The organism is Azotobacter vinelandii CA (assembly GCF_000380335.1).
Taxonomy (GTDB): domain Bacteria; phylum Pseudomonadota; class Gammaproteobacteria; order Pseudomonadales; family Pseudomonadaceae; genus Azotobacter; species Azotobacter vinelandii.
This window is the reverse complement of sequence record NC_021149.1, coordinates 3033945-3054041: the sequence shown is the minus strand read 5'-3', so window position 1 is coordinate 3054041 and position 20097 is coordinate 3033945. Positions and strand designations below refer to the sequence as shown.

11 protein-coding genes are annotated in these 20097 nt (G+C 67.6%); all 11 read left to right on the top strand.

Features of this window, described 5'->3' with window-relative positions:
- Positions 1-320: 320 nt before the first annotated feature.
- The 11 genes from AVCA_RS13450 (at position 321) to AVCA_RS13400 (ending at position 20092) form a co-directional block, all read left to right on the top strand.
- Entirely contained in the window at positions 321-7832 is a 7512-nt protein-coding gene (locus AVCA_RS13450) for a type I polyketide synthase (RefSeq protein WP_012701509.1), read from the top strand.
- Between the two features lie 83 nt (positions 7833-7915).
- Positions 7916-9136 (top strand): type III polyketide synthase, encoded by a 1221-nt coding sequence (locus tag AVCA_RS13445; RefSeq protein WP_012701508.1) that lies wholly within the window; start codon positions 7916-7918, stop codon positions 9134-9136.
- Positions 9133-10362 (top strand): 3-oxoacyl-[acyl-carrier-protein] synthase III C-terminal domain-containing protein, encoded by a 1230-nt coding sequence (locus tag AVCA_RS13440; RefSeq protein ID WP_012701507.1) that lies wholly within the window; start codon positions 9133-9135, stop codon positions 10360-10362. Before AVCA_RS13445 ends, AVCA_RS13440 begins: the two co-directional genes overlap by 4 nt.
- Positions 10359-12269, top strand: coding sequence for a 4'-phosphopantetheinyl transferase superfamily protein (locus AVCA_RS13435; protein ID WP_012701506.1), 1911 nt, complete (start codon positions 10359-10361; stop codon positions 12267-12269). Before AVCA_RS13440 ends, AVCA_RS13435 begins: the two co-directional genes overlap by 4 nt.
- Before the next feature lie 91 nt (positions 12270-12360).
- Positions 12361-13113 (top strand): ABC transporter ATP-binding protein, encoded by a 753-nt coding sequence (locus AVCA_RS13430; RefSeq protein ID WP_012701505.1) that lies wholly within the window; start codon positions 12361-12363, stop codon positions 13111-13113.
- Entirely contained in the window at positions 13110-14360 is a 1251-nt protein-coding gene (locus AVCA_RS13425) for an ABC transporter permease (protein ID WP_012701504.1), read from the top strand. Before AVCA_RS13430 ends, AVCA_RS13425 begins: the two co-directional genes overlap by 4 nt.
- A 40-nt stretch (positions 14361-14400) precedes the next feature.
- Positions 14401-15393, top strand: a complete 993-nt coding sequence (locus AVCA_RS13420; protein WP_012701503.1) for an outer membrane lipoprotein-sorting protein — start codon at positions 14401-14403, stop codon at positions 15391-15393.
- Between the two features lie 172 nt (positions 15394-15565).
- Positions 15566-16798 (top strand): hypothetical protein, encoded by a 1233-nt coding sequence (locus AVCA_RS13415; RefSeq protein WP_012701501.1) that lies wholly within the window; start codon positions 15566-15568, stop codon positions 16796-16798.
- 63 nt (positions 16799-16861) lie between these two features.
- The gene (locus tag AVCA_RS13410) at positions 16862-18217 is read left to right on the top strand and encodes a glycosyltransferase family 4 protein (protein WP_012701500.1); all 1356 of its coding nucleotides are present in this window, start codon (positions 16862-16864) and stop codon (positions 18215-18217) included.
- A 52-nt stretch (positions 18218-18269) separates the two neighbouring features.
- Positions 18270-19646 (top strand): ACP S-malonyltransferase, encoded by a 1377-nt coding sequence (locus AVCA_RS13405; protein WP_012701499.1) that lies wholly within the window; start codon positions 18270-18272, stop codon positions 19644-19646.
- On the top strand, positions 19643-20092 hold the full coding sequence (locus AVCA_RS13400) for a DUF2147 domain-containing protein (RefSeq protein WP_012701498.1): 450 nt from the start codon (positions 19643-19645) through the stop codon (positions 20090-20092). Before AVCA_RS13405 ends, AVCA_RS13400 begins: the two co-directional genes overlap by 4 nt.
- Positions 20093-20097 lie beyond the last annotated feature (5 nt).

Sequence of the window (20097 nt, the reverse complement as noted above, 5' to 3'; positions counted from 1 at the left end):
GATTCGGGATTCACTTTCCCAGTGACATCGGAATGAATTATCGGCAATTCCGAGTACGCTTTGTTTCGCCGGTAGTGTGAAAACCAAGCATGTCGATATCGCATGTCCGATGGGGGCGAGGTCATTTCCCCGGACAAGAGGCGAAGACCCTCTTCGCGGTCCGTTCGTCGATCCTCGGGCGATATCAATTGAATGGCATTTCCCGCTTTCCAGCGGTAGTCGGGGCCATGCCAGTCGAACGCGAGCAGTGTGTGTAGCGGCTCGAACAAGGAACAAAAGCTTGCGCCGAAAGCGCATCTTTTTGAGAGCAGGATGATCAAATGGCTAGTCATATTGCGATAACACCCGCCGGGTATCTCGACTCCAGGATTGCGATTGCCGCCTGCCGTGCCGGAGAAATCGGCATCCTCGACCTGGGTTGTCACAACGCTCCGCAAACCACCAGGGCGGCCATCGATGGCCTGGCCGCCAATGCCGGGCCGAATGCCCAGTGGGGTATCCGCTGGGATACCCTCGGCTCCGCCGGGCGCGGCCTCGAGCAACTGGCCGAATTCATTCCGCAGCGCGTGCCGATCCTGGTGCTCGCCGGTCTCAGGCCGGACGATCTGGTGTTCACCGGGATGCAGCCCAAGGAGCTGGCCGCGCTGAAGAAGAAGATCAAGCGCCTGGCTCGCAAGATCTTCGTCGAGGTCTGGGATTTGCCCTCGGCGCTGGCCGCCGAGGCTTCCGGCTGCGACGGGCTGATCCTCAAGGGACACGAGTCCGGCGGCTGGGTCAGCTGCCATTCGAGCTTCATCCTGCTCCAGGAACTGCACGGCCGGGTCAACGTCCCCTACTGGGTACAGGGCGGCATGGGGGCCCATGCCGCCGCCGCCGCGGTGCTCGCCGGCGCCTCCGGCGCGGTGCTCTGCGAGCAGCTCTGGCTGGCCGACGAAAGCCCCTTCGTCGGCACCCCGCAGGCCCGCGCCTGGGCGGCCCTGGATGGCAGCGAAAGCGTGCTAGTCGGTCCCGAACAACGCTCCTTCCGCCTGTTCGGCCGAGCCGCCCGCGAGCGGCTCGAGGCGCTCGAACAGGCGGTGATCAGGAGCGAGGACTGGGAAGCCCTGCTGCTCGAATCGCTCGCCCGGGCGGACGGCCCGTTGCTGCCGATGGGCGAGGACATCGCTCTGGCCGCCGCCCTGGCGCGCCGCCACGGTACCGTCGGGCGCATCCTCGCCGCGCTTTCCCGCAGCACCGAACAGGCCTTGCGCGCCGCCCGCGCACAGCATGCGCTGGGCCCGGACTCGCCGCTGGCGCGACTGCACGGCACCCGCTATCCGATCGTCCAGGGCCCAATGACCAGGGTCAGCGACGTGGAGGGTTTCGCCAAGGCGGTGGCCGATGGCGGCGGGCTGCCGTTCATCGCCCTGTCGGTGATGCGCCAGGAGCAGGTGCAGGGCCTGCTGGCCAAGACCGCCGAACTGCTCGGCGACAAGCCCTGGGGGGTCGGCATCCTCGGTTTCATGCCGCTGGAACTGCGCCAGGCCCAGCTCGAAGTGGTCCGCCAGATCAAGCCGCGCTTCGCGCTGATCGCCGGCGGACGTCCCGGCCAAGCCCGCGAGCTGGAAGCCATCGGCATCAGCACCTACCTGCATGTGCCTTCGCCCGGACTGCTCAAGGGCTTCGTCAAGGACGGCGCCCGCAAGTTCATCTTCGAGGGCGGCGAGTGCGGCGGCCATACCGGCCCGCTGAGCAGCTTCATCCTCTGGGAATCGGCCATCGAGACCTTGACCTCGATCGAGATCGACGATCCCGCGTCGGTTCAGCTCCTGTTCGCCGGCGGCATCCACGACGAACTGTCGGCGGCGATGGTGTCCGCCCTGGCCGCGCCGCTGGTCGAGCGCGGCATGAAGATCGGCGTGATCATGGGCACCGCCTATCTGTTCACCCACGAAATCGTCGACAGCGGCGCGATCCTGCCGGAGTTCCAGTCCCAGGCCATCGCCTGCAAGGAAACCACCCTGCTGCAATCCGGCAAGGGCATGTACACCCGCTGCGCGGTGACGCCTTTCTGCGACGAGTTCAACCGCACCCGGCGCGACATGCTGCTGGCCCTGGAGAGCCCGGAGAAGGTGCTCAAGGTGCTGGAGCTGTTCAACATCGGCCGTTTGCGCATGGCCTCCAAGGGCGTCAGCCAGAACCCGGACCGCTCGGCAGGCGCTTCCCGATACGTGCGGATTCCCATCGAGGACCAGCGCCGCGAGGGCATGTACATGCTCGGCGAGGTCGCCCGCCTGCGCTCCCGCGTGCTGAGCATCGCGGAATTGCACGACGCGGTGTCGGAGGGCAGCGGCGGGGTGCTGGCCCAGGCCGAGCAGCGTCTGCCGCGCAAGCGCGCGGCCAGGCGCGTGGCCGCGGAGAGCGACATCGCCATCGTCGGCATGGCCAGCCTGCTGCCCGGCGCCAGCGATCTGCGCACCTACTGGCAGAACATCATCCACCGGGTCAACGCGATCCGCGAGGTGAGCGCGGAGCGCTGGCGCCCCGAGGACTTCTTCGACCCCCGGCGCGGTACGCCGGACAAGTCCTACTCGAAGTGGGGCGGCTTCATGGACGACATCCAGTTCGATCCGTCGCTCTACGGCATCCCGCCGGCCAGCCTGAAATCGATCGAGCCGGTGCAGTTGCTCGCCCTCGACGTGGTGCGCCAGGCGCTGGCCGACGCCGGTTTCGACCGCCGTTCGTTCGCCAGGGAGCGCACCGCGACCATCTTCGCCGCCGGCGGGATGAACGAGCTGGGCTGCGACTATATCTTCCGTGGTCTGCTTTCCCGTTACCTGCCGCGGATTGACGGGTTGCCCGAGGAGGCCGCCAGGCAACTGACGGAGGCGCTCTACGAGCACGACCTGCCCAAGTGGACCGAGGACTCCTTCCCCGGCATCCTGGAGAACGTCATCGCCGGTCGGATCGCCAACCGTTTCGACCTGCGCGGCACCAACTTCATCGTCGACGCGGCCTGCGCCTCGTCGCTGGCGGCCCTCGACGCGGGCATCCGCCAGTTGCGCAGCCACGACGCCGACGTCGCCGTGGTCGGTTCGGTGGACGCCACCAACAATCCGGTCGGCTTCCTCTGCTTCGCCCAGACCCACGCCCTGTCGCCGCGCGGCCGCAGCCGGCCGTTCGACGACAGCGCCGACGGCATCGCCCTGGGCGAGGGCGTGGTGGCCCTGGTGCTCAAGCGCCTGGGCGACGCCGAGCGCGACGGCGACCGCATCTACGCGGTGCTCAAGGGCATCGGCGCCTCCAGCGACGGCCGCAACCGCAGCCTCACCGCGCCCCATCCGCAGGGACAGGTCACCGCCTTGCAGCGCGCCTACGAGGATGCCGCGGTCGATCCGACCAGCATCGGCCTGATCGAGGCCCATGGTACCGGCACCGCGCTCGGCGACAAGTCGGAGATCGAGTCGCTCAACCTCGCCTTCGGCAAGACCGGCATGGCCGCCCAGTCCTGCGCCGTGGGCTCGGTCAAGTCGATGATCGGCCACACCAAGGTCAGCGCCGGCCTGGCGGCGCTGGCGAAGACCGCGCTGGCGCTCAAGCAGCGCGTGCTGCCACCGACCATCGGCGTCGATACGCCGAACTCGAAGATCGACTTCGGCCGTTCGCCGTTCTACATCAACACCGAAACCCGGCCCTGGCTGAACGCCACGAACCATCCGCGCCGCGCCGGGGTCAGCGCCTTCGGCTTCGGCGGCACCAACTTCCACGTGGTGATGGAAGAGTACGGCGGCGCCTACCGCGACAGCGACATCGTCGACCTGCATCCGCGCGATGCCGAGCCCTTCGTCTTCCGTGGCCAGGATCGTGCCCAGGTGCGCGAACGGGTGCAGCGCCTGCTCGATGCCCTGGAGCACCCCGAGCAGCTCGATGTCGCCCAACTCGCCTACTCGCTGCACCTGGAGCAGGCGACGGCCGGCGACAGCGACTGCCGGCTGGCCCTGCTCGCCGCTTCCGGTGGCGATCTCAAGGGCAAGCTGGAGCTGGCCCTGAAGGCATTGCAGGGGCGGGCAAGCGAAGCGAAGTACCCGCAGGGGGTGTTCTTCCGCGAAGGGCCGGCGACCGGCGGCGTCTGCTTCCTGTTCCCCGGCCAGGGATCGCAACGGATCGGCATGCTGGCCGACCTGACCAGTTCCCTGCCCGAACTGCACGATCTGTTCGAGCGTGCCGACAGACTGCTCGCCGAGCGCCTGGAGCAGCCCCTGTCGCGTTACATCTATCCGCTGCCGGTGTTCAGCGACGAGGAGCGTGCCCGCCAGCAGAGCGCGCTGAACGCGACCCAGGTCGCCCAGCCGGCGCTCGGGGTGGTCGACAGCGCCGCGCTCCGGGTGCTCGGCGACTACGGGCTGAAGCCGGATTTCGTCGCCGGGCACAGCTATGGCGAGTACGTCGCCCTGCATGCCGCCGGGGTGATCGGCCTGGACGACTTCATCCATCTGTCGGAGGTCCGTGGCCGTCTCGCCGCCGAGGCCGGGCGGAGCAATCCGGGGGCCATGGCGGCGATCGACGCCGACGAGGTCCGCGTCCGCGCGCTGATCGAGCAGCACGGACTGAACGTCAGCCTGGCCAACCTGAATGCCGCCGACCAGACCATAGTCGCCGGCTCGCCGGAGGCCATCGAGGTCGCGGCCAGGGTGCTGGGCAAGGAGTCGCTGCGCGTCAAGGTGCTGCCGGTCAGCGCCGCCTTCCACTCGCCGGCGATGGCCGGCGCGCGCGAGGGCCTGGCCGCCGAGCTGGCGAAGATCGAGTTCGCCCCGGCCCGGCTGCCGGTGTTCAGCAATACCAGCGGTGATGCCTATCCGGCGGAGCCCGAAGCCATGCGCGCCCTGCTGGTCGAGCACATGACCGAGCCGGTGCACTTCGTCAAGGAGATCGAGCGGTTATACGAGGCCGGTGCGCGGGTGTTCATCGAGTCCGGTCCGGGCCTGGTGCTGACCGGCCTGGTCGACCGCATCCTCGCCGAGCGTCCGCACAGCGCGCTGGGCATCGAGGCACCCGGACGCGGCGGCTGGGTGCAACTCGCCCATCTGCTCGGCCAGGCGTTCGTGCTCGGCCTGCCGCTGGACTTCGGCCGCTGGTTCAGGGGGCGCGGCTACGAGGCGCTGGCGGTCGCGGAGGTGTTCGCCCGGGCCAAGGCCAGGGCCGTACCCGGCCCGCTGATCTGGCGGGTCAACGGTGCCCGCGCGCTGCCCTGGAACGCGCCGGCCAGGGCACGCCCGGCGCTCGCCCAGGCTTTCGCGGCCACTGCGTCGAAGGCGCCGGCCGCGGTGCCCGGCTCGCAGCCGGCGGCGCCGAAACCCCAGGCACAGCCGCTCGCGGGCGCCTCGACCGTCGCCCACGTCAGTTTCGCCCGACCGGCGGCAACTCCGGTCAACGTAAACCGCCACGCGCCACAACGGAGGTTCAGCATGGCAAACGACAACACGCTGCGTACGGGAGAGCTCCCGGCAGCGATGGAGACCCCATCGCTGTTGAACGTCGCACATGTTCAGGAAGTCATCGCGCAATTCATCGCGCTACAACGCGACCAGCAGGAAACGCTGCGCCGCTTCCTCGATTTCCAGAGCAGCCTCGCCGGGGCCGAGCTGGCGGGCGGCGGCGAGTCGCGTCCCAACCTGCAGGTGGTCTCCCAGGCCGGGCTGGCGCCGGCGCCGGTACTGCCGGCCCAGGTGCTGTCGCTGCACGCCGCCGGCCTGCCGGTCGGCCGCGAATCCCAGGCCGCCACCACCATCGAGGGTTCGGCCCAGCGCAGCGAGGAGCGCGCCGAGGCGCCCAGGCTGTCGGTCGCCGCATCCGCTCCGGCGGCCAAGGCCGCGCCCGCCGACCTGGCTTCCAGCGAGGCGTTCAAGGCCGACCTGCTGCAGGCGGTCGCCGAGCGCACCGGCTATCCGGAAGAGATGCTCGATCTGGACGCGCACATGGAGGCCGATCTGGGCATCGACTCGATCAAGCGCATCGAGGTCCTGAGCCAGCTCAAGGATCGCCATAACCTGATGCACGGGCGCGACGAGGAGGCGGTGTTCGAGGAGCTCGCCGGCTTCAAGACTCTCGGCGAGATCATCGCCTGGTACGACCGGCTCCACGACTCCCTGGCCGCGGGAGAAGGAGAGCAAGCCGCAAAAAAAGCACTGACTCCGCCGTCGGCATCGCTGGCTGAGACGGCGGAGTCCGCAATCGAAATCGCGCCGGAACAGGTCGTGCGCTGCTACATCCCCAGGCCCGTCGCCGTGCCGTTGGGCGAGGTCGGCGGAGCGCACCCCTCGGCCGGCCTGCCGGTCCTGCTGGTGGGGGACGACTCGGAACTGGCCAGCGCCTTCCGCGTCGCCTTCGGTCAGGCCGGGCACCAGGTGAAGCAGATCGTTCCCGGCAAGGAAAACCGCACGCTGGGCGGTGGTCGCTTCGAATTCGACCCCGGCTCGCTGGAGTCGCTGCAGGCCCTGCGCGAACTGCTCGGCGAGGCGCGGATCGGCACCCTCGTCAATCTGCTCGGCGTGCCGGGCGGGGAAGGGGCGGCCATTATCCCGGCCAAGGTCCTGTTTCTGCTGTGCAAGGTCTTCGACCAGGATCTCAAGGATGCCGCCCGCGTCGGAGCCGGCTGGCTGCTCAACGTCACCGCGCTGGACGGCCGCTTCGGCCTCGGGCGTTCGCGCGAGCTGCCCTTCGAGTCGGCCGGCACCCTGGGCGTCGCCAAGTCGGCGGCGCGGGAGTGGGGCGACGAGGTGCACGTCAAGTGCATCGACCTGGCGCCGGCCCTCAAGGTCGGCGAGCGGGTCGAGCGGGTGCTGGGCGAATGGGCCGCGCAGGCGCCCGCGCTGGAAGTCGGTCACGACGCCGAAGGGCGCTTCGAGCTGGAACTGGGGCCGCAGCCGGCCGACGTCGAGGCGCGGCCGCCGGTCCTGGAGGAGGACGCCGTGGTGCTGGTCACCGGCGGCGCCGGCGGCATCACCGCGGAAATCGCCGCCGCCCTGGGCCGCGAGTACCGTCCGCAACTGGTGCTGGTGGGGCGCAGTCCGCTGCCGGAGGAGGAGGCCGAGGATACCCGCGCCATCGCCGACCCGGCACGCCTCAAGCAGGTGCTGATCGGCAAGCTGCGCGGCGAGGGCGGGGCGAAGCTGAAGCCGGCCGAGGTGGACCGGGTCTTCAAGCGTCTGCTCAAGGACCGCGAGATCCGCGACAACCTCGCGCGCCTGGAGGCGACCGGCGCCAGGGTCGAGTATCACGCCGTGGATGTGCGCGACGGCGAGGCCTTCGGCCGGCTGATCGACGGGATCTATGCGCGCTGGGGACGTATCGACGGCGTGCTGCACGGCGCCGGCGTCATCGACGACAAGCTGATCCGCGACAAGACCCTGGAGTCCTTCTCCGCGGTGTACGACACCAAGGTCGCCGGCGCCCGGGTGCTCGCCGCCCGCTTGCGTCCGCAGGGCCTGAAGTTCGTGCTGTTCTTCTCCTCCATCGCCGGGCGTTTCGGCAATGCCGGACAGAGCGACTACGGCGCGGCCAACGAGGTGCTCAACAAGCTGGCCGACAGCCTCGGCCATATCTGGCCCGGCGTGCAGGCGCTGGCCATCGACTGGGGCCCCTGGAAGTCCGGCATGGTGGGGGAGCAGATGCTCAGGTTCTACGCGGAACGCAATATCCACCCGATCCCACTGGAGGTCGGCACCCGTCATTGTCTGGAGCAGATTCGGCGGGGCGATGGCGGCGCATCGGAACTGGTGATCACCGCGAGTCTCGAGCAGATCGTCGAACAGATGCAATCGCGCAACAGGCGCGAATCGGGGCGCCAATCCTAGGAACGGCCCACGGTTGAGGTTTTTCCCGCGCCGGTGCGCGCGGGATCGCTGTAGAGGCAACCGCTCATCAAGGAGGAAACATCATGAGCAGTCCCCACAACGCAGTTCTCACCGGCTTCACACCCGTGCAACTGGCCAAACCCGTTCCCCAGGCGCTGACCCTGGAGCTGTCCGCCTATGCCTTCGCCCGCGCCTACTGCATCAAGAACGGCGTCGGGACGGACGACGAGGCGGGCTTCGCCAAGGTCTACCAGTCGGTCAAGGAGAAGTTCGACAAGTACGCCCTGTCGTCCGCGCAGATCAAGCGGCGTCAACTGATCTTCTTTCCGAAGGTCTCCGACATCCATTTCGCCAACGGTCACGTCGATATCGCGGCGCCCGAGCATGCCTACCTGAAGCTGTACGACATGGCCACCGACCCGCGCGGCTCCGACCTCAAGGTCCGCCACGAAAGCTACGCCAAGGTCGTCGACCAGGGGCTGGAGCGGATGTTTCAGGACAGTGCCGAAGCCCCCGACGATCTGATCCACGTGACCTGCTCGGGCTACCTGTCGCCGAGTCCGGTCGAGCGCATGGCGGCCGATCGCGGCTGGTTCGAGACCACGGTGACCCACAGCTATCACATGGGCTGCTACGGCGCCTTCCCGGCGATCAAGATGGCCCACGGCATGCTTTCCTCGTCGCGCTTCGGCGTCACCCCGGTCAAGCACCGGGTGGATATCGTGCATACCGAGCTGCTCTCGGCGCACAACAACATCGTCGATGCGCGGGCGGAAAACATCATCACCATGACCCTGTTCGCCGACGGCCTGATCAAGTACTCGGTGCTCTCCGAGGAGGAACTGCACCGCCAGGGCGGACACGGCCTCCGGGTCCTGGCGATGAACGAGCACCTGCTGCCCGACTCGGCCGACGAGATGACCTGGGTGCCGGGCTCGCACCAGTTCCTGATGACCCTCACGCCCATGGTGCCGGTGGTCATCAAGCGCCATGTCCGCGACTTCGTGGTGAAGCTGCTCGAACGCGCCGGCATCGACTACGAGCGGGAGAGGCTCGAACTGACCTTCGCCATCCATCCCGGCGGACCGAAGATCGTCGAGCACATCCAGGAGGATCTGGGGCTCAGCGACGAGCAGGTGGCGATCAGCAAGAGCGTCTTCCTGGAGAACGGCAACATGTCCTCCGCCACGATTCCCCACATCCTCAAGCAGGTCCTCGAGGAGGTGGACGTGGGCACGCGCGTCCTGTGCCTGGGGTTCGGTCCCGGACTGACTGTCACCGGAATGGTGCTGGAGAAAATATGAACGACATGGCCCACCCCAACAGCGCGGTCCTGGCCGATTTCATCCCGGTCCAACTGGCCAAGCCGGTGCCCCAGCGCATCACCCTCGAACTGACCGCCTATGGTTTCGCCAGGGCCCACTGCCTGAGCAACGGCATCACCGACGAGGAGGGCTTCGTCCAGGTCTACAAGACGGTGAAGGAGAAATTCGACAAGTACGCCGTGTCGCCCGCGCAGATCAAGCAGCGGCAACTGGTCTATTTCCCGAAGCTGACCGACATCCGCTTCGGCGACGGCAACTTCGACATCGCCGACCCGGAGCCGGACCAGGCCCACCTCAGGCTGTTCGACATCAAGAAGGACCCGCGCGGAGCCGATCTGAAGACCCGTCACGAGAGTTACGCCAAGGTCGTCGGCAAGGGGCTGGAGCAGATGTTCGAAGGCACCCTCGAGGCGCCCGACGATCTGATCCACGTGACCTGTTCGGGTTATCTGGCGCCGAGTCCGGCCGAGCGCATGGTGGCCGACCGCGGCTGGTTCGAGACCACGGTGACCCACAGCTACAACATGGGCTGCTACGGCGCCTTTCCGGCGATCAAGATGGCCCACGGCATGCTCGCCTCGGCGCAGTGGGGGGCCACTCCGCCGAAGACCCGGGTGGACATCGCGCATACCGAGCTGATGTCCGCGCACAACAATATCGCCGAGTCGCGGGTGGACAACATCATTTCGGCGACCCTGTTCTCCGACGGGCTGATCAAGTACTCGGTCTACCCCGAGGACGAACTGCGCCGCCAGGGGCTGCGCGGCCTGCGCATCCTGGCGATGAGCGAGCACCTGCTGCCGGACTCGGCCGACACCATGACCGGGGTGCCGGGCTCGCACCAGTTCGTCATGACCCTCTCACCCCTGGTGCCGGCGATCATCAAGCGCCATGTGCGGGCCTTCGCGGTGGACCTGCTGCGGCGCGCCGGCATGGACTTCGAGCGCGACAAGGACGCCCTGAGCTTCGCCATCCACCCCGGCGGACCGAAGATCGTCGACCACGTCCAGGAGGAACTCGGCCTGGCCGAGGACCAGGTGGCGATCAGCAAGAGCGTATTCCTGGAGAACGGCAACATGTCCTCTTCCACGATTCCGCACATCCTCAAGGCGTATCTGGAAGAGGCCACCGTCGGCACCCGTATCGCATGTCTCGGCTTCGGGCCGGGGCTGACCGCGGCCGGACTGGTTCTGGAGAAGATATGAGCAGCGCAAGCCTTTCCCATCTGGTATTCGATACCAACAGCGAAATGCCCCTGATCGCCCGCGTCTACGAGGTGGAGTCCGCCGAGGAATTGCGTGGCGAGGAACCGGTCGGGGAAACCGTGGCGGTGGTTGCCGCCGTGGAGCGCGAAGCCGGGTCGACGCGCGACCGGGAAGCCGTCCGCCCGGCCACGCAGGCACAGTGCGCCGAGTCCGGTCCCGCCGCCGAGCCGCTGGAGGAGGGCGCTCTGCCCTTCGTCGGCGAGGTGCTGGCCTATGTCCCCGGCGAGGCGCTGACGATCCGGCGCCGCCTGCACCTGGACGAGGACCTGTTCCTCGCCGACCACGCCTTCGTCCATGCCCCCGGGGTCAAGCCGCTGTCCGCCTGCATGCCGGTGCTGCCGCTGACCATGAGCCTGGAGGTGATGGCCGAGGTGGCGGCCTGCCTGGTTCCCGGCCTGGGGCTGATCGGCTTCGAGGAGGTCAAGGCGAGCCGCTGGATCGAGGTCTCCGACCGCGACAGCGAGATGCTGGAGGTCAGCGCCCGGGTGCAGGAGGTCGATGCCGACGCCTGCCTCTGGCGGATCGCCGTGGCGATCCGCGGCGAGGGGCAGGAGCAGCCCTCGACCACCGCCAGCGTGTTGTTCTCCACGGCCTACCGGGTCGATCTCGACCTGGCCTTCGGCGCCTTCAGCAATCCCTATCGCCTGCCGCTGAGCGGCGAGGATGTCTACCGGGAACGCCACATGTTCCACGGGCCGTGCTTCCACTGCCTGACCGGCGAGATCATCCTCGCCGACGAAGGCGGGGTTACGGACCTGCTGACCCGGCCGCCGACCGGGCTGTTCCGCTCGATCGAGCGGCCCCAGTTGCTGATCGATCCGGCCTTGCTCGACGGCATCGGTCAGTTCCTCGGCGTGTGGGCCATGCAGCATGACCGCTATGTGCTGCCGATCGGTTTCGGCAAGCTCGAACTGTATCGCTCGACGCCGCCGGCCGGCACCCGGGTGCCGATCCGCATCGAGATCGTCCGCGACGAGGCCATGACCCTGTACGCCAACGTGGAGATCCAGGACGGTTCCGGCGGGGTCTGGCTGCGCGTCCGCGAGTGGGGCGGCATCAAGTTCCGCCATCCGGCCCGGGGGCTCGATTTCCGCCGCCAGCCGACCCGCCACCTGCTGAGCCGTCCCCTCGAACTGCCGTCGCTGGCCAGGGGCGTGAAGGCTTTCCAGATCGCCAAGGCCGATACCCAGGGGTTCGATCCGCTGCTGCTCGCTCGTCACTACCTGCATTCGGACGAGATGCCGGCCTTCACCGCCAAGGCCGCCGTCCCGCCGCGCCAGCAGCAATGGCAGCTCGGCCGGGTGGTGGTGAAGGACGCGGTGCGCGCCTGGCTCGCCGAACGCAGCGAGCAGGCGGACATGCTGCACCCGGCGGCCTTCGCCATCGACAGCGCGGCGGCCGGCCAGCCGCTGGTGGCGGCGCTGGAGGGGCATGCGCGGACGCCGAGGATCAGCATCGCGCACTGCGAGGACCGGGCGGTGGCGCTGGCCGCGGAATTGCCGGTGGGTATCGACATCGAGCAGATCCGTCCGCGCGCCGCCGGTTTCCTGGAAAGCTTCAGCACGGCCGGCGAGCGCGAACTGCTGGACGAACTGGTGGCGGAGGGCGCGGCGCGGGACGAGTGGATCACCCGCCTGTGGTCCGCCAAGGAGGCCGCCGGCAAGTTGCTGGGCAGCGGCCTGGATGGGGCTTTGCAGCGCTTCGAGGCGATCGCCGTCGATGGTGCCGGCAACTTCATCATCCAGGTCCGCGACGGCGACCGGCTGATCGGCGTGCACAGCGTGCGCGACGGGAATTTCGTCATCGCCTACGCGACGACCGAAACCGCCGGCGCATCCGGCCGCTGACCGGCGCGGCGTCCGGGCCCGCGGCCCGGACGCACCCGGATTTCGCCGGCCACCGGGGATTTCAGGCATTGGACGCATCAGGAAACCCGACATGAATACCATCACTTCGATAGGCATGGCCCCGCTCGTCGAGCTGCGCCGGGCCACCAAGCACTACCAGATCGGCGAAAAGCCGGTGATCGCCCTCAAGGGCATCGACATCAGCATCCAGGAGCGCGAGTTCGTCGCTATCTGGGGACCCTCGGGGTCCGGCAAGTCGACCCTGTGCAACCTCATCGGCATGCTCGACTCGCCCACCTCGGGCAGCGTGCTGATCGACGGCCGGGAGGTCGACGACCTGTCGGACAACGCCCGCAGCGAGCTGCGCAACCGGACCATCGGCTTCGTCTTCCAGAACTTCAACCTGATACCGGTGCTCTCGGCGCTGGAGAACGTCATGCTGCCGCTGCAGATCGCCGGCGCTTCCTCCGTCGTCGCCCGGGAGCGGGCGCTGGAGCGGCTGACCGAGGTGGGCCTCGAGAAGCACGTCGCCCACCGTCCGGCCAAGCTTTCCGGCGGCCAGCAGCAGCGGGTCGCCATCGCCCGGGCGCTGGTCACCGACCCGGCCCTGGTGATCGCCGACGAACCCACCGCCAACCTCGACTCCGGCAACGCCCGACGGATCATCGAGCTGATGCTCGACATCAACGCCAGCCACGGCACCGCCTTCGTCTTCTCGACCCATGACCAGCGCCTGCTGGAGAGCGTCAAGCGCCGGGTCCTGATGCAGGACGGCGAGATCGGCAGCGACAGCCAGCCGGCGCGTCCGGGAGCGCAGACCCGCATCGCAGGGAGCCGCCCATGATCACCTGGTTCAAGCTCGCCACCCGCAACCTGTTCCGCAACGGCCGCCGCTCGCTGTTCACCGTGATGGCGATCGGCCTAGGTTTCGCCGCGGTCAACGCCCTGGGCGGTTTCACCGCCTACATCTTCACCAGCCTGGAGGACTCCTACATCCACATCCAGGGCAATGGTCACATGTCGATCTTCAAGAAGGGCTTTCTCGACGAGGGCAAGCTCGACCCGACGCGCTACCTGCTCAACGAGCAGGAGGTCGCCACGATCGACGAAGTGCTGGCCGCCCACCCGGAAATCCTCGTCTCGACGCCCGAGCTGAACATTTCCGGCCTGGTCAGCAACGGCGAGGTGTCGACCATCTTCCTCGCCAGCGGCCGGGTGTCGTCCAAGGTCGATGTCATCCGCAGCCGTTCGCGGACCAAGGTGGGCAACATGCAGTTGTTCGACGGCCAGCCGATGACCGACGAGCAGTCCAACGGCGTGGGCATGAGCCAGGGGCTGGCCGACCAGCTCAGGTTCAAGCAGGGCGACACCGTGGTGGTCATGGCGCCGACCGTGAGCGGGCAGATCAACGCCCTCGACGGCCAGATGCTGCAGACCTTCAACTCGCCGGTCGAGGCGCTGGAGGACAAGCTGATGCTGGTCAACCTGGAGTTCGCCCAGAACCTCTACGACACCACCAGCGTCGACCGGATCAACGTCCTGCTCGGTGACGGCATGCTCACCGAGCCGATGCGCGCGACCCTGCGGAACGAGCTGGCCGCCCGTGGCCTGGAGGTGGAAATCAAGACCTGGAACGAGCTTTCGACCTTCTACACCAAGGTCAAGAACATGTTCGACGTGATCTTCCTGTTCGCCTTCCTGATCGTCTTCACCATCGTGGTGATGAGCGTGATCAACACCGTGGGCATGGCGATCATGGAGCGCACCCGGGAGATCGGCACGCTGCGCGCCCTGGGCGTGAAGCGGCGCGGGATCGTCGGGCTGTTCGCCCTGGAAAGCATGCTGCTCGGGCTGATCGGCTCGCTGGTCGGGGTGCTGCTGACCCTCGCCGTGTGGTCGAGCATCGCCACCCTGGAGCCGACCTGGATTCCGCCGCAGATCACCCGGCGCATCCCGCTGGAGGTCTACCTGGTGCCCCGGGAAATGCTCTGGAGCCTGCTGGCGCTGATGGTGCTGTCCCTGCTCGCGGCGAGCCTGCCGGCGCGCAAGGCGGCGCGGATGGAGATCGTCGGCGCGCTGGGACACGTATGAGCCGCTGGAACAGATTTTCGAACCGACGGAGATTTGAGAGATGAACGGACTTTCCCGCATTTCCGCATTCGGTCTGGCACTGCTGATCAGTACCCTGGCCGTCGCGCAGAACGCCGAGCCGACCGCGAAGGCAGTCCAGGAGGAGCGAGGCTTCTTCAGCCGGCTGTTCGGCGGCGGCGATAGCAAGCCCGCCGAGCGCGCCGAGACTTCCCGGCCAGCGGCCGAGTCGAGCAGCCCGGCGGCCGTCCCGGCCGCCAGCCAGTCCTCCGGGCCGAGCGCGCCGGCGCGCGCCGAGCCAGAGGCCAAGGCGGTTCCACAGGTGGCCAAGGCCAGCGTGCCGGTGTCGCTCGCCGGCTCCGCCGGGGACCCTTACCAGATCCTCAAGCGGGCGGACGAGTCGCGCGGCAACCTGCAGGGCATCGCCTGGAACGTGGAGATCGAAGCCAACGAGAGGGGCCGCACCGACACCATGCTCTACGACATCAAGGCGCGCGGTTTCAACATTTCGGGCATCAACATCGCGCCACCGAAGTCCAAGGGGCAGAAGCTGCTCATGCTCGACAGCAACATGTGGTTCCACAAGCCGGGCCTGAGCAAGCCGATCCCCATCTCGCTGCGCCAGAAGCTGATGGGCCAGGCCTCCTACGGCGACGTCGCCTCGACCAACTACGCCGAGGACTACGATGCGACCCTGCTGCCCGACGAAACCGTGGAGGGCGTGGACTGCTACGTCTTCGACCTGAAGGCGCGCAACTCCAAGACCACCTACGACCGGATCGTCTACTGGGTGGACAAGGAGCGCCTGGTGGGGGTGAAGGCGGACTACTACACGCTGTCGGGCAAGCGCTTCAAGTCGGCGAACATGCAGTACGGCAGCACGGTGAGTATCAATGGCGAAGCCCGTCCCTTCATTTCCGAGATCGCCATCTACGAGGAATTGATGAGCGGCGACGTCACCACCCTGAGCATGAGCAAGCCGAAGCTCGCGCCACTGCCGGACTTCATCTTCAATATCAACCTGTTCATGAAGTGAGCCCGCCGGTATGGAGCGCTCCGGCATGCGGGGATGGTCACGGACGACGAGCCCGGCATTGCCTCCGCGATACGGAGCGTTCCATACTTGCCCACTTGGGCTCGATGCCCCAGGGATATTCAACGAAGTATGGACGAATTCGGATATGGCACGGATGGCAGAGATGGCAAGGATGGCGCATCGTTTGGGACTGGCATTGCCTCTGGCGGGCATGGCGATCCAGGCGGGAATGGCGGGTGCGGACGAGCTTCCCGAGCTGGGCGGGGAGCAGCCGAGCCTGGCCGATGAGCTGGCGAGCGGTTTCTATTCGCGTGTCAACCTCATGGCCTACACCCTGGTCCAGGAAACGGAGGAGTCGACCCTCAACCCCGACAACGCCGCCGAGATACCGCGCTACCAGTGGGTGCTCAACCCGCGGGCGGACCTGAACCTCAGCTTCCGCAACTGGGAGTTCGCCCTCAAGCCGCGCGCCGAGGCGATCTGGGAGAAATGGGAGGACGGCCCGCGCGACGGCGACGACCAGGACAGTTCGGAGCTGTTCCTCACCGAAGGCTGGGTGCGCTACCGGCCCTTCGACGAACTGACCCTGTCCTACGGGCGGGAGAACCTGCAGTGGGGACCGTCGGTGATCCTTTCGCTGTCCAACCCCTTCACCCGCGACAACGGCCGCAACAACCCGCGCGTCGAGGTGCCCGGCCTGGATTACTACCGGGCGATCTGGATCCCCAACGAAACCTGGACGCTCTCGACGATCTACAACTACGGTCCGGGACGTTCCGACGACGTCGAAAGCTACATGTCGGGACAGCCCACGCTGGGCGGCGGCCAGGTGGCGGAGGACGAGTTCGAGAAGATCTACGCGGTCAAGCTCGACTACACCGGCTCCTCGGGCTATGCCTCGATCATCCACTCCTACCGGGAGAGCGACCAGCACCAGACCGGCTTCTTCGCCGGCTGGAACGCCTCGGACGCCCTGCTGCTGTACACCGAGGGCAACATCAAGCACGAGGGCAAGACCGGCTACCAGTTCGGCGCTTCCTACACCCTGGAGATCGGCCCGACCGTCAACGTCGAGTACCTGCGCGACAACAACGGCTGCGACGACGGGCCGATGATCGGCTGCTACCTGGACGGCAAGATCAACACCCGGAGCGTTCTCTACCGGCAGAGCTACGCGATGATCCAGGTCACCGACAACACCTCGATCCCGGATCTCGAATACAACATCCGCTACCTGAGGAACCTCGACGACGAGTCCCAGCGTTTCACCGGCATTCTCGAATACGACGTGACCGATCACGTCCAGGCCTATTTCACTGGAAACATTTTCACCGGCGGCGACGACGACGAGTTCGGGACGTTGCTGCGCTATTCGGTGTTCACCGGCGTTAGCTACACCTTCTGAGCGTTCACTGAACGAGGAAGGACGCGGCAGGACCCGCGTCCTTTCCCATGGACCGGAGGCAGCATGAACAAGCCGACTTTCGCATTCGTCACCATTGGTAGTGGTTCTTATCTTGGCTCCACCGTTCGCGACCTGACCCTCGCCAATATCCTCCACCGACGCGGCTACAAGGTGGTGGTCTACTGGATGATGGAGTGGAATCCCGAACTGGCCGATCCCGGTATCGAGCACCGGCTGCTCTGTCACGGCACGCGCTACCAGTTCCGACGACCCTCGGCGTTCATGGATCAGGTGGTCGGTTCAGCCGCCTTCCTGCTCCCGCTGCGCTTGCGGGTGCAGGTCACCCAGGGCATCAACGGCTTCGTCGACCGCATGCTCACCCACCTCATCCGCTCGCTGCATGCGACGCCGGATTCCGACGCCGGCCTGGTCCGGCGCCTGCGCCATTTCATCGCCAGGGACGAAGTCAGTCACCTGATGATGAGTTTCGCCTCCCTCGGTACGCTCGCCCTGGCGGCCAAGCGCCAGGGCGGGCTCGATTTCGACTACGTGCTGACCTTCCAGGGCGACGAGCAGTTCGCCGACTACGCGCGGCGGAGCGACCTGTTCGAGGCCTACCGCAAGCGCCTCAACGAGGCCGTCGCCGGCTCGCGCTGGCCGGCCCTGCTAGTCAGCAGCGACTACCTCGAACGGATCGCCGACGAGCTGGAAGTGCCGCGGGAACGCATGAGCGTCCTCTACAACGGCATCGAGCTGTCCCCGCCATCGGCCAGGCCGCCACGCGCGCGGCTCAGGCAACTCTTCCCGGGACTGCGCGAGGACCTCCCCATCGTCACCTACTTCGGCCGCCAGGAAGCCGAGAAGGGGATCGACCTGCTGCTCTACGCCGCCCGCCTGCTGAAGGCGCGTGGCGTCGAGCTGCAACTGGTGGTCTGCGGCGCCACCGCCAAGGGCGAATCCTGCAAGAGGGTCGTCGCCGATCTCGCCGCCCACCTCGGCCTGCCGATCCATCAGGCGGGAGCCGTATCCGGGGAGATCCGCGACACCCTGCTCGCCCACAGCCACTGCGTGGTCTATCCCTCGGTGAACCGCGAGGCTTTCGGCCTGGTGGTGGCCGAGGCGATGGGCCATGGCACGCCGGTGCTGGTGCCCGACTACGGCGGCATCACCGAAGTGATGCGCGACGGCGAGCGAGCCGGCGGCCTGACCTTCAAGGCCTGGGACAGCGGCGATCTGGCCCGGCAACTGGAGGTACTGCTGGCGAATGCGTCGCTCCACCGCGAACTGGCGGGAAATGCCCGCCCGCTGGCGGAGCGCTTCACGGCCGAGCGCATGACCGACCGCGTTCTGCAACATCTGGGCGTCATAGACCGGCAGGGGCATTCGCCGGCGGACGGCGGCATGTCCAGGGTGGCATGAAGGGCCGGGCGGCGCTGCCCGGTGCTCGATCCATTACAGGGAGAGTTTTTCCATGAGCCAGGTTTCCAGTCCCAACATCATGTTCGTCTTTCCCGGACAGGGCTCGCAGTACGTGGGCATGGGCAGCGACATCCATCGCCGTTTTTCCTGCGTGCGCGACCTGTACGAGCGAGCGAGCCAGGCAATGGGCTTCGACGTGGCGGAACTGTCCTTCCAGGGGCCGGAAGAGCGGCTCAATGGCACCGAGTTCACCCAGATCGCGCTGCTCACCCATTCCATCGCCTGCCTGGCGGCATTCCGCGAACTCACCGGCGAGGCCTGGACGCCGAATGTGCTGGCCGGGCACAGCCTGGGCGAATACTCCGCGCTGGTGGCCGCCGGCGTCCTGGCCTTCGAGGACGCGCTGCGGCTGATCCGCATGCGCGGCCGGCTGATGTCGGAGTTCGGGCGCGGGCGGATGGCCGCCTTCCGCCTCGATCTCGACTCGATCAGGCCGCTCGCCGAGGCGCGCTACTGCGGCATCGGCGGCTGCAACCTGCCCGACCAGACCGTGGTCTGCGGTTTCGAGCGCGATCTGGAGGCGCTCATGGAGGACGTGGCCGCGCGTTTCGGCCGCTCCAGGGCTGGGCGCTACCTGAAGACCGAAGGGGCCTTCCACACCTACCTGATGATCGGCGCCGCGGAGCGCTACCGTCCGCATCTCGACGCCGCCGCCCTGGCGGCTCCGCGGGCGAGGGTCCTCTCCAACTACACCGGCGACTATCACGCCGACGATCCCGAGCAGATGCGCGCCGCCCTGTTCTTCCAGATGTTCCATCCGGTCAAGTGGATGGGGGGTCTGCGCCGGGCGATCGACGACGGAGTGAACCTGGTCGTCGAATTCGGCGGTGGCATCGGCCGCGACCAGCCGGGCCGCGTGCATGCTCCGGAGAGCCGCAAGCCCAACCTGGAGGGCATCATGCGCAAGGCCTATGCCGCCTCCGGCCGCCGCGGCCTGTACCTGCCGGCCATCAACCGGGCGACCCTGGAGCGGGCGGCGCGTACCCTGGAGCTGCTGCGCAGCGCCTCGCCGATGGAGCCGGTATGGGTGGACGAGCGGCATTTCTCCCTGCACCTGCCCCTGCACCAGGGCACCGTCGACGAGGACAGCCTGGGATTGGGCAGGCTGGTCCAGGAACTGGGGCTCAGGCGGGTCGTGGAAACCGAGATCGAGGAGGACGACGACAGCCTGCTGACCCTCAAGACCTATTGCGACGAGGGGATAGCGAGCGCCGAGCCCTATCTCGAAGTCGTGGTCGGCGGGGAAACCGGCGCCTTCCTGCACTATCGCGGCGACGCCATCCGCCATGAGCTGGCCGCCCTGCACGCACGCCTGGAGCGCCCGGCCCCGGCCATCCGGGCCGCCGTCGGCGGAGGCCTCGCCGGATGAGCGTGCGATGGCTGTGCCTCTGCTGCGCCCTGGCGGTCTTGCCGGCCGCCAGCGCCGCATCCGGCGATCCGCTGAGCGGACTGTGGATGATCCGCGACCAGCGGACCGGCGAGCCGCGCGCGCTGGTCCGCATCGACCGGCAGGGCGACGAGTACCGGGGCACCATCGAGAAGGGCCTGCGCGGGCCGAACGCCGAATCGCCCTACTGCGACAACTGCGAGGGCGAACGTCGCGGCAAGCCGCTGCTCGGCATGACCATCCTCAGCGGTGTGAAGCGGCGGGGCGAGGTCTACGAAGACGGGGAAATCCTCGACCCGGACAGCGGCAAGGTATACGACTGCCGCCTGAGCCTGCGGGAAGGCGGGCGGCAACTGCAGGTGCGCGGCTTCATCGGTACTCCCCTGATCGGCGAGACGCGCACCTGGTACCGGGTCGAGCGGCCCTGAAGTCC

Coding starts and splice junctions, on each gene's coding strand:
- AVCA_RS13450 (WP_012701509.1), top strand. CDS start 321: ATGGCTAGTCATATTGCGATAACACCCGCCGGGTATCTCGACTCCAGG.
- AVCA_RS13445 (WP_012701508.1), top strand. CDS start 7,916: ATGAGCAGTCCCCACAACGCAGTTCTCACCGGCTTCACACCCGTGCAA.
- AVCA_RS13440 (WP_012701507.1), top strand. CDS start 9,133: ATGAACGACATGGCCCACCCCAACAGCGCGGTCCTGGCCGATTTCATC.
- AVCA_RS13435 (WP_012701506.1), top strand. CDS start 10,359: ATGAGCAGCGCAAGCCTTTCCCATCTGGTATTCGATACCAACAGCGAA.
- AVCA_RS13430 (WP_012701505.1), top strand. CDS start 12,361: ATGAATACCATCACTTCGATAGGCATGGCCCCGCTCGTCGAGCTGCGC.
- AVCA_RS13425 (WP_012701504.1), top strand. CDS start 13,110: ATGATCACCTGGTTCAAGCTCGCCACCCGCAACCTGTTCCGCAACGGC.
- AVCA_RS13420 (WP_012701503.1), top strand. CDS start 14,401: ATGAACGGACTTTCCCGCATTTCCGCATTCGGTCTGGCACTGCTGATC.
- AVCA_RS13415 (WP_012701501.1), top strand. CDS start 15,566: ATGGCGCATCGTTTGGGACTGGCATTGCCTCTGGCGGGCATGGCGATC.
- AVCA_RS13410 (WP_012701500.1), top strand. CDS start 16,862: ATGAACAAGCCGACTTTCGCATTCGTCACCATTGGTAGTGGTTCTTAT.
- AVCA_RS13405 (WP_012701499.1), top strand. CDS start 18,270: ATGAGCCAGGTTTCCAGTCCCAACATCATGTTCGTCTTTCCCGGACAG.
- AVCA_RS13400 (WP_012701498.1), top strand. CDS start 19,643: ATGAGCGTGCGATGGCTGTGCCTCTGCTGCGCCCTGGCGGTCTTGCCG.